Annotated in this window: 10 protein-coding genes; 1 reads left to right on the top strand and 9 read right to left on the bottom strand. The window is 70.6% G+C overall.

Going from position 1 to position 11,956, the window contains the following annotated elements; translation table 11 throughout:
• The 6 genes from AOK23_RS20280 to AOK23_RS20255 all read right to left on the bottom strand — a co-directional run.
• On the bottom strand, positions 1–1,450 hold a 1,450-nt coding region (locus AOK23_RS20280), incomplete at its 3' end, for a beta-N-acetylhexosaminidase (protein ID WP_055714111.1).
• A 1-nt stretch (position 1,451) separates the two neighbouring features.
• Entirely contained in the window at positions 1,452–2,303 is an 852-nt protein-coding gene (locus AOK23_RS20275; protein WP_055714109.1) for a carbohydrate ABC transporter permease, read from the bottom strand.
• Positions 2,300–3,262 (bottom strand): carbohydrate ABC transporter permease, encoded by a 963-nt coding sequence (locus AOK23_RS20270; RefSeq protein WP_420823724.1) that lies wholly within the window; start codon positions 3,260–3,262, stop codon positions 2,300–2,302. The genes AOK23_RS20275 and AOK23_RS20270 overlap by 4 nt, the downstream gene beginning before the upstream one ends.
• A gap of 5 nt (positions 3,263–3,267) precedes the next feature.
• Positions 3,268–4,569 carry an extracellular solute-binding protein gene (locus AOK23_RS20265; protein ID WP_055714108.1) on the bottom strand — a complete coding sequence of 434 codons (1,302 nt, stop codon included), beginning with the start codon at positions 4,567–4,569 and terminating at the stop codon, positions 3,268–3,270.
• Between the two features lie 379 nt (positions 4,570–4,948).
• Positions 4,949–5,233, bottom strand: a complete 285-nt coding sequence (locus AOK23_RS20260) for a DUF3039 domain-containing protein (protein WP_079049583.1) — start codon at positions 5,231–5,233, stop codon at positions 4,949–4,951.
• A 29-nt stretch (positions 5,234–5,262) separates the two neighbouring features.
• Positions 5,263–5,835 (bottom strand): YqgE/AlgH family protein, encoded by a 573-nt coding sequence (locus AOK23_RS20255; protein ID WP_055512729.1) that lies wholly within the window; start codon positions 5,833–5,835, stop codon positions 5,263–5,265.
• A gap of 312 nt (positions 5,836–6,147) precedes the next feature.
• On the opposite strand from AOK23_RS20255, the gene murA reads away from it, so the two are divergent.
• Positions 6,148–7,494: a UDP-N-acetylglucosamine 1-carboxyvinyltransferase gene (gene murA / locus AOK23_RS20250; RefSeq protein ID WP_055537783.1), complete on the top strand. Its 1,347-nt coding sequence runs from the start codon at positions 6,148–6,150 to the stop codon at positions 7,492–7,494.
• A 504-nt stretch (positions 7,495–7,998) separates the two neighbouring features.
• Here murA and AOK23_RS20245 read toward each other — a convergent pair.
• From AOK23_RS20245 to AOK23_RS20235, 3 genes are all read right to left on the bottom strand, one after another.
• Positions 7,999–8,280 carry an HU family DNA-binding protein gene (locus tag AOK23_RS20245; protein ID WP_055512725.1) on the bottom strand — a complete coding sequence of 94 codons (282 nt, stop codon included), beginning with the start codon at positions 8,278–8,280 and terminating at the stop codon, positions 7,999–8,001.
• A gap of 319 nt (positions 8,281–8,599) precedes the next feature.
• Positions 8,600–10,015 (bottom strand): NAD-dependent malic enzyme, encoded by a 1,416-nt coding sequence (locus AOK23_RS20240; RefSeq protein WP_055714107.1) that lies wholly within the window; start codon positions 10,013–10,015, stop codon positions 8,600–8,602.
• 387 nt (positions 10,016–10,402) lie between these two features.
• A partial coding sequence (locus AOK23_RS20235; RefSeq protein WP_055714106.1) for a HelD family protein occupies positions 10,403–11,956 on the bottom strand: 1,554 nt, incomplete at its 5' end.

Here is an 11,956-nt window from a genome sequence, read left to right as displayed (position 1 = left end):
AGGCCACCTCGGCGAAGGCCGCGAGCCGCGGGAACGCCTGGTAGTCCACGCGCGCGGGGTCCTCCATCACCTCGGTCCACACATTGGCCTGGGTGCCCAGCACGTGCCGCGCCTCCTCGGGCGTCAACTCCGATGGAACCGGCTCGAACCGGAAGACGTCCTCCAGGGTGCGCACATAGCCGATCGGGACCGGTTCGTCGGGGCCGTCGTGCTGACGGTGGTCCAGGTACACGTGCTGTTCGGGGCACATGACCACGTCGTGGCCCGCGCGGGCCGCCGTGACGCCGCCCGCGTAGCCCCGCCAGGACGACACGGCCGCACCCGGCGCGAGGCCGCCCTGCAGGATCTCGTCCCATCCGATCAGGCGACGCCCGCGCGCCGTCAGCCAGTTGTCGAAGTGCCGGACGAACCACGACTGCAGGCCGTCCTCGTCCGTGAGTCCGAGCTCCCGGATGCGCGCCTGCGCGGTGGCCGAACGCTTCCACTGGTCCTTGACGCACTCGTCGCCGCCGATGTGCACGAACGTCGAGGGAAAGAGTTCCAGGACTTCCTCCAGGACCCCTTCGTAGAAGCGCAGGGTGTTGTCCGTGGGGGCGAGGACGTTTTCGTTGATGCCCCAGGTGTCCCAGACGGTGAGGGAGGCCGTGTCGACGACATCGGTGTTGCCCAGTTCCGGATACGCGGCGATCGCGGCCTGGCTGTGTCCCGGGATGTCGATCTCGGGGACCACGGTGATATGCCGTTCGGCGGCGTAGGCGACGATCTCGCGGAGGTCGTCCCGCGTGTAGTGACCGCCGTGCGGCTTCTCCTCCCACAGCGGTGACGCCCTATGACCGAATTTCGTACGGGCCCGCCAGGAAGCGACCTCCGTCAGCCTCGGGTATCGCTCGATCTCGACCCGCCAACCCTGGTCGTCCGTCAAGTGGAAGTGGAGGACGTTGAGTTTGTGCGCGGCCATCAGATCGAGATAGCGCAGCACCTGGTCCTTGGGCAGGAAGTGCCGGGCGACGTCGAGCATGAGGCCGCGCCAGGCGAAGCGGGGGGCGTCCTCGACGGTGACCGCGGGCAGGTCCCAGTCCCGGCCGGGCCGCAGGGGCGCCCGCCGGTGGGCGTCGGGCCCGAGCAGCTGCCGGAAGGTCTGCGCGCCCCAGAGGACGCCTGCCGCGTCGCCGCCCTGGATCAGGTGGTCGGCGCCGCCGATGACCACGCGGTAGCCCTCCGGCGGCAGGTCCGGCTCGATACCGAGGACGAGCCGGGGCGCGGACCCGCCGCCCTCGGTGAGGGCGTATCCGGTCGCCGCGCCGACCGTCGCCCGCAGCCAGCGCGCGACACCCTCGGTACCGGGGCCGGCCACCAGCCGGGTCCCCTCGTCCAGCCGACCGCGGCCGGCGCCGTTCCGGACGAGGCGTCGCGGCGCCGGAATCAGTTCCGTTCCGTCGAGTTCGGTCATGTCACTCCTTGACCGCTCCGCCCAGTCCGGAGACCAGCCGTCGCTGGACGAGTACGAAGAAGACCAGCACCGGAATCGTCATCACCGTGGACGCCGCCATCACGCCGCCCCAGTCGGGTTCTTCCGGCTTGAAGAAGACGAGCAGGGCCATCGGCAACGTCGACCGGGAGGTGTCGCTGATGATGAAGGACTTGGCGAACAGGAAGTCGTTCCAGGTCGAGATGAAGGAGAAGACGCTGGTGGCGACCAACCCCGGCAGGACGAGCGGGAAAAGGATCTGCCACAGGAATCGGGAACGGCTCGCCCCGTCGAGCTGGGCGGCCTCCTCCAGGGACTCCGGTACGGCCTTCACAAAGCCCCTCAGCATCCAGATCGCGAAGGGCAGGGAGAAGGCGATGTGGGGCAGGATCAGCGCGCCCAGGGTGTTGAGTTGGCCGGCGTCCCGCATCAGGAAGAACAAGGGGATGGTGAGCGCCTCCACGGGCACCATCTGGGCGATCAGGAACATGATCAACAAGGTGGTCCGGAAACGGAAGCGGAATCGGGTCACCGCCGTCGCCGCGAGAAACGCGATCAGCGCGGAGGCGATCACCACGGCGCAGGCGACGACAACGCTGTTGAGGAAGTAGCGGCCGAATTCCTGCTGCCCGAGGACCCGGCGGAAGGAATCCAGTGTCGGCGCGAGGGTCCAGGGCCGGGCCTCGGCCGACTCGATCTCCCCCGCCGGTCTGACGGCGCTCAACACCATCCAGTACAGCGGGAACGCCACCACGGCTGCGATGACCAGCGCGGACGCCTCCGCGGCGAGCCGCCGGGGCCGCCTCGGCCGCCGCCGGAATCCCGTCGAATTCACAGCTCCTCCCCCTGTGCGCGGAGCAGCCGCAAATACACCAGCGTGATCGCCAGCAGAATCACCAGCATCACCACGCCGATCGCCGAGCCGAGGCTGTACTCGGAGGCGGCGAAGGCCTTTTGGTAGGCGTACACGTTCAGTACGAGGTTCTGGCCGGCGATACCGCCGCCGCCCGTCATCACATAGATCTGGGTGAAGACCTTGAAGTCCCAGATGATCGACTGAATGGTGACGACGACGAGGATCGGGCGGAGCATCGGGGCCAGCACCGACCGCCAGATCCGCCACTGCGAGGCCCCGTCGAGGGCCGCCGCCTCCAGGACCTCGGACGGGACGGCCCGGATGCCCGCGTAGACCGTCACCATCACGAACGGGAAGGAGCACCACACCACTTCCAGCAGGACGAGGAAGAAGGCGCTGTACCGCCCGTACGTCCACGAGTGGTCGCCCAGCCCGAGCACCCGGTTGACGGGGCCGAAGTCGGGGTCGAACAGCAGCAGCCACACCGTCGAGCCGGTGACCGCCGGGGTCGCCCACGCGCCCAGCGCGGCCAGCATCAGCGCCAGCCGCGGCACGGCCCGCACCCGGGTCAGCAGCACGGCCAGGGCGCAGCCGACGGCCAGCGTGGACACCACACAGGCCGCCGCGAAGCCGACGGTGGCCAGCAGCACCTGCCAGAACTGGGCGTCCGCGAAGAGTTCGGCGTAGTTCCCGACACCTCGGAAGGAGGTCGGTTCGCCGCCGCTGACCTGGGCCTGGGTGTACTCCAGCAGGGAGATCAGGCCGAGCTGGCCGACGGGATAGACGAGCAGCGCGCCGAGCACGACGAGCGCGGGGGCGAGATAGAGCCAGGGGGTCCAGGCCGCGGCGCCCCGTGAACGCGGGCGGGCGCGGGGGTGCGGGACGGCGGGACCGCCTCGCACCCGCGAACGCGCCGTACCGCCCGGGCTGGTGGGCACCGGCGTCACCCGACGGAGCTGAACGCGTCGTTCATCCGGTCCGCCGCGTCCTCGGACGCCTCGTCCACGTCCTTCTTGCCGCTGACGACCTCCTGGAACATCGTCGGCAGCACGAGCGACGCGTCGATCTGGGCCCACGCGGGCGAGACCGGCACGAATTTGGTCCCCGAGGACAGCGTCTTCACGAACGGCTCGATGAACGGCTCCTTCTTCGCCGCCTCGGCCCGGACGTCGGTGTACGTCGGCAGGAAGCCCATCGCGTCGAAGAGCGCGCCCTGGGTCCGCTTGGACGCGAGCCCCTTCATGAGGTCGACGGCGAGCGTGCGGTGCGTGCTGCTCTTGAGCACGCCGATGTTGTTGCCGCCCGCGAACGCCGGCGCCACCGAACCGGACTTCACCCCCGGGAGCGGTACGACCGCGTACTTGCCCTTGACCTTCCCGGCCTCCACGGCGGCGTGGCTGAAGTCACCGCCGATGGCCATACCGGCCTTGCCCGCGGCGAACGCGGTGACCGTGTCGTTGCCGCCCATGCCCGCGCACTTGGCGGCGGGGCAGTTGTCGTCGCCGAACAGCGAGGTGTACGTCTCGATGCCCTTGCGGGCGGCGTCGCTGTCGATGGTGGAGGCGTACGAGCCGCCCCGGCCCTCGGCTATCTCGCCGCCGTTGGCCCAGACGAAGGGCATCGCGCCGTAGGTGTACGCGCCGCCGACGACGAGGCCGTACAGCTCGGGCCTGGCCGCGCGGATCCGCTGGGCGGCGGTCGTCAGCTCGTCCAGCGTCTTCGGGGGCTCCAGGCCGAGTTCGTCGAAGACGTCCGTGCGGTAGTACAGGGCGCGGACGCCCACGAAGAAGGGGGCGCCGTAGACCTTGCCGTCGACGGTGACGGAGGTCCTGGCGGTCGGGTCGGAGTCCTTGGAGTCGGCCCAGCCGTTGAACTCCGTGGTGACGTCGGCGAGTCCGCCGTCCTTGACGTAGCCGGCGGTGTCCGTGTTGCCGTACTCGATGACGTCGGGGGCGCTCTTCGGGTCGTTGAAGGCGGCCTTCATGCGCTCGGCGCGGGTCTCGACGGGGATGTACTCGACCTTGACCTTCGCGCCGTCGTGCGCCTTCTCGAAGGCGGCGACGACCTTGTCGACGACCTTCTCCTTCGGCTCGTTGCTCACCTCCCGGAAGAGCCAGAGCCGCAGGGTGCCGGTCCTGTCGTCCTTCGTGGCGGACGAGTTGTCGGACGTCCCGGGGGCGCAGGCGGTGAGCCCCGCGAGGGCGAGGGCCGCCATGGGGGCGACGAGTCGGGCGGCGAGCTTCATGGCGCGTGGTCCTCCGGAGGGGGGTGCGGAGTGTTGCATTCTCTGCAACGGGCGTTTTGCTCTCTACAACACACCGGAGGCTATGGAGTACATGAACATGACCACAAGAGGTCTCGACCAGTTGTGACCAAGAGAGGGCGCCTGATGTCTGACGGCATGGGGCCCGGCCTTCAGCGGGTGTCGCCGTTGCACTCGGATGGGCGCCCGTTGAAAAGCACGGGGCGCAGCCCCGGTCGCTTTACAGGGGCGCGGGGAACTGCGCGACAAGCCACAACGCACCCGCACCCGCAGAACAAACAGCGCGCCCCCGAGCGGCGCCCGGCGCAGCAAAGACCGCGGTACCCGCTCCCGGGGGCACCGCGGTCACATGATCCGGCCGCTACTTCTTGCCGCCGCCGTCGTCGTCCCCGCCACCCGCGCCGAGCGAGTCGAAGATCTCCTTGCACATGGGGCACACGGGGTACTTCTTCGGGTCGCGACCCGGTACCCACACCTTCCCGCACAACGCCACGACGGGCGTGCCGTCGAGCGCGCTCGCCATGATCTTGTCCTTCTGGACGTAGTGGGCGAAGCGCTCGTGGTCACCGTCGCCGTGCGACACCTGCGGCGTCGGCTCGACGAGGGTCCCCGTACCAGTACCGCGCTCGGGCTCAAGAGTGCTCATGCCGCCAAGGGTACTGGGGCTCGCACGCATCAGTTGAGCGAAGGGTCGTCGGGGTACGTGGCCACCATCGCGAGTTCGCTGCGCTGGCGGCGCAGGACCTCCCGCCAGAGCCGTTCGGGCGAGGGGGACGACACGTCGCCGGGTTCCGACTCGACGACGTACCAGGCGCCCTCGACCAGTTCGTCCTCCAACTGGCCGGGGCCCCAGCCCGCGTAGCCGGCGAAGATGCGCAGCGAGCCGAGCGCCGAGGCGAGGAGCTCCGGCGGGGCCTCCAGGTCGACGAGCCCGATCGCCCCGTGGACGCGCCGCCAGCCGAGCGGGGCCCGGTCGACGGGACCGCCGCCGGGTATCACGGCGACGCCGAGCGCCGAGTCCAGGGACACCGGGCCACCCTGGAAGACGACCCCGGGTTCGCCGGCGAGTTCCGCCCAGCCCTCCAGGATGTCTCCGACGTCCACCGGGGTGGGGCGGTTGAGGACCACCCCGAGCGAGCCCTCCTCGTCGTGGTCGAGGAGCAGCACCACAGCGCGGTCGAAGTTCGGGTCCGCCAGGGCGGGCGTGGCCACGAGCAGCCGCCCTGTGAGCGAGGACACCTCGGTCATGCCAGACATGATCCCGCATCCTGCCCGTGCGCGGGGAGCCAATCCCGGGAGCGGAGTGAACGCAGCTCAGGGCGCACCGGTGCGGACCCCGCGCACAGCCGGTTCGGTGACCCCATGTGCCCGGCCGTGGACGGTTCGTGTTGTGGCGAACTCATGACGTGGCTGAGAAGTACTCGGGCTTACGGAAGGGGGGTGGGCGGCGTTTACGCTAGCCCTTCCGGCCCACGCCGAAACGGCTCCCGCACAACGGGAGAACCGGTCGGCCCCCCACGCCGTAACGCCCTCTGCCCTACTCCACGGAACGCGAGATTCATGACCGTCAACGGCTCTGACGACGTACTGCTTGTACACGGCGGCACCCCGCTCAGTGGCGAGATCCGTGTCCGCGGTGCGAAGAACCTCGTACCCAAGGCCATGGTCGCCGCGCTGCTCGGCAGTGGTCCGAGCCGGCTGCGCAACGTCCCCGACATCCGCGACGTGCGGGTGGTGCGCGGGCTGCTGCAGCTGCACGGCGTAACGGTCCGCCCGGGGGACGAACCGGGCGAGCTGGTGATGGACCCGACGAACGTGGAGAGCGCGAACGTCGCCGACATCGACGCCCACGCGGGCTCCTCGCGCATCCCGATCCTGTTCTGCGGCCCGCTGCTGCACCGGATCGGCCACGCCTTCATCCCCGGTCTCGGCGGCTGCGACATCGGCGGCCGGCCGATCGACTTCCACTTCGAGGTGCTGCGGCAGTTCGGCGCGAAGATCGAGAAGCGGGAGGACGGCCAGTATCTGGAGGCCCCGCGGCGGCTGCGCGGTACGAAGATCCGGCTGCCGTACCCGTCGGTCGGCGCGACCGAGCAGGTGCTGCTCACGGCCGTCCTCGCGGAGGGCGTGACGGAGCTGTCGAACGCGGCGATCGAGCCGGAGATCGAGGACCTCATCTGCGTCCTGCAGAAGATGGGCTCCATCATCGCGATGGACACCGACCGCACGATCCGCATCACCGGTGTGGACTCGCTCGGCGGCTACACCCACAAGGCCCTCCCGGACCGTCTGGAGGCCGCCTCCTGGGCGTCCGCCGCGCTGGCGACGGAGGGTGACATCTACGTCCGGGGCGCCCAGCAGCGTTCGATGATGACGTTCCTGAACACCTACCGGAAGGTGGGTGGCGCGTTCGAGATCGACGACGAGGGCATCCGCTTCTGGCACCCCGGCGGCCAGCTGAAGTCGATCGCCCTGGAGACGGACGTCCACCCCGGTTTCCAGACCGACTGGCAGCAGCCGCTGGTGGTGGCCCTGACGCAGGCCACGGGCCTGTCGATCATCCACGAGACGGTCTACGAGTCCCGGCTGGGCTTCACGTCCGCGCTGAACCAGATGGGCGCGCACATCCAGCTCTACCGCGAGTGCCTCGGCGGCTCCGACTGCCGCTTCGGCCAGCGGAACTTCCTGCACTCCGCGGTCGTGTCGGGCCCGACGAAGCTCCAGGGCGCCGACCTGGTCATCCCCGACCTCCGCGGCGGCTTCTCGTACCTGATCGCGGCCCTCGCCGCCCAGGGCACGTCCCGCGTCCACGGCATCGACCTCATCAACCGCGGCTACGAGAACTTCATGGAGAAGCTCATGGAGCTCGGCGCGAAGGTCGAACTCCCCGGCAAGGCCCTCGGCTGACGCTGCGGCCGAGCAGCCCCACCACCGCACACGGCAACGCCGCTCCCTGCCGGGGGTCCGGGGGTCGTCCCCCGGACGGACACAGCATGGAGAAGCTCATGGAGCTCGGCGCGAAGGTCGAACTCCCCGGCAAGGCCCTCGGCTGACGCTGCGGCCGAGCGGCCCCACCACCGCACACGGCAACGCCGCTCCCCGCCGGGGGTCCGGGGGTCGCCCCCCGGACGGACACAGCATGGAGAAGCTCATGGAGCTCGGCGCGAAGGTCGAACTCCCCGGCAAGGCCCTCGGCTGACGCTGCGGCCGAGCGGCCCCACCACCGCACACGGCAACGCCGGTCCCTGCCGGGGGTCCGGGCTGCCCGGCAAGGCCCTCGGCTGACGTGCCGCTCGTCGGGCTGAGGCGCTGCCCGAGAAACGCCTGTGGGGCGGTCTCCCGGTGTCGGGAGGCCGCCCCACAGGCGTTACCGGGCCTCGTACGCCGTCGTGCGGCATACGGGCGGCGGGATCACTTGCCCTTGGCGGCTTCCTTGAGCTTGCTGCCCGCGGAGACCTTGACGCTGTAGCCGGCGGGGATCTGGATCGGGTCGCCGGTCTGCGGGTTGCGCGCGGTGCGAGCGGCACGGTGGGTGCGCTCGAAGGTCAGGAAACCGGGGATGGTGACCTTCTCGTCGCCCTTGGAGACGATGTCACCGACGACGTCGGCGAACGCGGCCAGCACGGCGTCGGCGTCCTTGCGGGTCACCTCGGCGCGGTCGGCCAGCGCGGCCACCAGCTCACTGCGGTTCATGTTGTTACTCCCGTGTTCTTCTTGCCGTTGAGGCGGACCCGGGTCCGTCGTCAGACCCTCGCGCCCAGGGACGCATCCTGCACTCACCTGCGGCGGGAAAGCCAATCCGGCACCCATGGGAGTCACACGAACACCCATGGGAGTCACACGAAAAGCGCCCTGTCCACGCAGGTCCCGCTCGGGCCCACCACGACGGCGGACTGGCCGCCACCCTAGGCGTACGTACGGCCCGGACTCCCGCGACGCGCCGGGATCCGGGCCCATCGTGGTGACCGTCACAGTCGCCCGGAGCAGCCGCCGGGCCGCCCTCGGTGCGGGGTCAGGCCGTGGCGCCGGCGGCCTTCGCGGCCTCGCGGACCGCGCCGGCGACCGCTCCCGCGACCTTGTCGTTGAAGACGCTCGGGATGATGTAGTTCGGGTTCAGCTCGTCCTCGGTGACGACGTCGGCGAGGGCCTTCGCGGCGGCGATCATCATCTCCGTGTTGACGGTGCGGGACTGGGCGTCGAGAAGACCGCGGAAGACACCTGGGAAGACCAGCACGTTGTTGATCTGGTTCGGGAAGTCGGAGCGGCCGGTGGCCACGACGGCCGCCGTCTGACGGGCCACCGCGGGATCGACCTCGGGGTCCGGGTTCGCGAGCGCGAACACGATCGCGTTGTCGGCCATGGCGGCCACGTCGTCGCCGTCGAGGACGTTCGGGGCGGAGACGCCGATGAAGACGTCCGCGTCGCGCACGGCCTCCTTCAGCGTGCCGGTGAGGCCCTCGGGGTTGGTGTTGTCGGCGATCCAGCGCAGCGGGGAGTCGGCGGCGGCGTCGACCAGGTCCGCGCGGTCGCAGTGCACGACACCATGGATGTCGGCGACGACGGCGTTCTTCACACCGGCGGCGATGAGCAGCTTGAGGATGGCCGTACCGGCCGCGCCGGCGCCGGACATGACGACGCGGATGTCGCCGATCCCCTTGCCCGCCACGCGAAGTGCGTTGGTGAGGGCGGCGAGCACGACGATCGCGGTGCCGTGCTGGTCGTCGTGGAAGACGGGGATGTCGAGGGCCTCGCGCAGCCGGGCCTCGATCTCGAAGCAGCGGGGCGCGGAGATGTCCTCCAGGTTGATGCCCGCGAAGCCGGGGGCGATCGCCTTGACGATCTCGACGATCGCGTCGGTGTCCTGGGTGTCGAGGCAGAGCGGCCAGGCGTCGATGCCGGCGAACCGCTTGAAGAGGGCCGCCTTGCCCTCCATGACGGGCAGCGCGGCCTTGGGGCCGATGTTGCCGAGGCCGAGGACGGCGGAGCCGTCCGTCACGACCGCAACGGAGTTGCGCTTGATGGTGAGGCGGCGCGCGTCCTCGGGGTTCTCGGCGATCGCCATGCAGACGCGGGCCACGCCGGGGGTGTAGATCATCGAGAGGTCGTCACGGTTGCGGATGGGGTGCTTCGACGCCATCTCGATCTTGCCGCCGAGGTGCATCAGGAACGTACGGTCGGAGACCTTGCCGAGCGTGACGCCCTCGATGTGGCGCAACTGCTCGACGATCTCGTCGGCGTGCGCGGTGGAGGTGGCCGCGATGGTGACGTCGATGCGGAGCTTCTCGTGGCCGGAGGCGGTCACGTCGAGGCCGGTCACCGAGCCTCCGTGGGACTCGACGGCTCCGGTGAGCTGGGAGACCGCGGTTCCGCTCGCGGGCACCTCCAGGCGGACCGTCATCGAGTAGGAGACGCTGGGCGCCGTTGCCATGGCCGACTTCCTCTGCTTTCGCTACTGCGTTTGTGCGTTTTGCCGTCCGATCGTCGCACCTACCACCGAGTAGGCGTTAGCCCGGCGGGATTGAGAACGTTTTGTTCTCAACAGAAAGAGGTCCACGTCACAAGGACGTGGACCTCTTCGCGTACCACTCGCGTCTAAGTGGCACCGACCCGCCATGCTCGCCTCGCGGCAAGTGGTCGCTCTGAGCGACGAAGGTTGGGCCCGGGGGCTTGGATCGAGCCGGTGCCACCACCCAGGCTAACAGGCGCCCCGGCGTTCCGGGAGTTGACGGTGCGTCGGCGGGTGCGGGTGGTTCGCGGTGCTCGCGCAGTTCCCCGCGCCCCCGAGAAGCAGGGGCTGCGGCCCGTGCTTCCCGCGTCAGTCGCGCAGCAGGTCCGGCACTCCCGTCGCGTCCGGGTCGTCCCTCTCCGCCGAGACGACCGTCAGCTGCTGTGTCGCCCTCGTCAGGGCCACGTACAGGACGCGCAGGCCCGCCGGGGACTCGTCGGCGATCTCCGCCGGGGAGACGACCACCGTGGCGTCGTACTCCAGGCCCTTCGCCTCCAGGCTGCCGAGGGCGACGACGCGGTCGCCGAGGCCGGCCAGCCAGCGCGCGGCCTCCTCGCGGCGGTTCATCGCGACGACCACGCCGACCGTCCCGTCGACGAGGTCCAGCAGCCGCGCGGCCTCCGCCCGGACCGTGCGGGCCAGGGTGTCGCGCTGGGCGGTGACGAAGCGGGGCTCGACGCCGGTGGAGCGGACCGCGGACGGGGACTCGGAGCCCGGCATCGCCAGCGCCAGCACCTTCGCCGCCAGTTCGGCGATCTCGGCCGGGTTGCGGTAGTTGACGGTGAGGGTGAAGCGGCGGCGCGGGCGGGTGCCCAACGCCTCGTCGCGGGCCTCGGCCGCCTCGTCGGGGTCGGACCAGGACGACTGGGCGGGGTCGCCCACGACCGTCCAGGTGGCGTGCCGACCGCGGCGGCCCACCATGCGCCACTGCATCGGGGTCAGGTCCTGCGCCTCGTCGACGATGATGTGCGCGTACTCGGTGCGTTCCTGGGCCAGCCGCTCGGCGCGCTCGCGCTGGGTCTCCTCGCGCACGGGCATCAGCTCCTCCAGGCCCGTGAGCTGGTCGAGCGGGTCGAGTTCGCGCTTCTTGCGGGGGCGGGCGGGCATGCCGAGGATCGCCTGGAGTTCGTCGAGCACGGCGACGTCGTGGACCGAGAGGCCGTCCCGCTTGAGGGAGCGGGCGACCCGGCGGACCTCGCCGGGGTTGAGGATGCGCCGGGCCCAGCGGCCGAGGCGGCGCTCGTCGGCCATGGCGGTGAGGACCGCGCGCGGCGTCAGCTCGGGCCACCAGGCGTCGAGGAAGGCGATGAAGTCATCCTCGCTGGTGATGTCCTCGTCGAAGGAGGAGCGGAGCTCGGCGGCGAGTTCGGGGTCCGAGTGCCGTCCCGCGGCGCCCGACCGGTCCCACAGGGCGTCGAGGAGGAGCTTGCGGGCGCGGGGGCGCAGCAGGTTGACGGGGGCCGTGCCGCCGAGGGCGTTGCGGCGGACACGGTCCAGTTCCTCGGCCTCCAGCTCAAGCCGCCTGCCGAAGGCGACGACACGCAGCCGGGTGGGCGCGTCGCTCCGCTCCAGCGCGCCCCGGGCGGCCTTCCGCAGCACCTTGAGCATGCGGTACGAGCCCTTGGCACGGGCCACGGCCGGGGAGTCGTACAGGGTGGCCTCCACGCCGTCGACGAGGGAGCCGATGGCGCGGATGGCGACCTGGCCCTCCTCGCCGAGCGAGGGCAGGACGCCCTCGGTGTACGCGACGAGCAGCGGGGTCGGGGAGACGATGAGGATGCCGCCCGCGTACCGACGCCGGTCCTGGTAGAGGAGGTACGCGGCGCGGTGCAGGGCGACGGCCGTCTTGCCGGTGCCGGGCCC

The organism is Streptomyces torulosus (assembly GCF_001419765.1).
Taxonomy (GTDB): domain Bacteria; phylum Actinomycetota; class Actinomycetes; order Streptomycetales; family Streptomycetaceae; genus Streptomyces; species Streptomyces torulosus.
Note: the sequence above shows the minus strand (reverse complement) of the source record. Positions and strands in the feature narration are given on the sequence as shown.

Excerpts from the sequence above, each read along its gene's own strand:
- AOK23_RS20265 (WP_055714108.1), bottom strand. The coding sequence starts at position 4,569 with ATGAAGCTCGCCGCCCGACTCGTCGCCCCCATGGCGGCCCTCGCCCTC.
- AOK23_RS20260 (WP_079049583.1), bottom strand. The coding sequence starts at position 5,233 with ATGAGCACTCTTGAGCCCGAGCGCGGTACTGGTACGGGGACCCTCGTC.
- AOK23_RS20255 (WP_055512729.1), bottom strand. The coding sequence starts at position 5,835 with ATGACCGAGGTGTCCTCGCTCACAGGGCGGCTGCTCGTGGCCACGCCC.
- murA (WP_055537783.1), top strand. The coding sequence starts at position 6,148 with ATGACCGTCAACGGCTCTGACGACGTACTGCTTGTACACGGCGGCACC.
- AOK23_RS20245 (WP_055512725.1), bottom strand. The coding sequence starts at position 8,280 with ATGAACCGCAGTGAGCTGGTGGCCGCGCTGGCCGACCGCGCCGAGGTG.
- AOK23_RS20240 (WP_055714107.1), bottom strand. The coding sequence starts at position 10,015 with ATGGCAACGGCGCCCAGCGTCTCCTACTCGATGACGGTCCGCCTGGAG.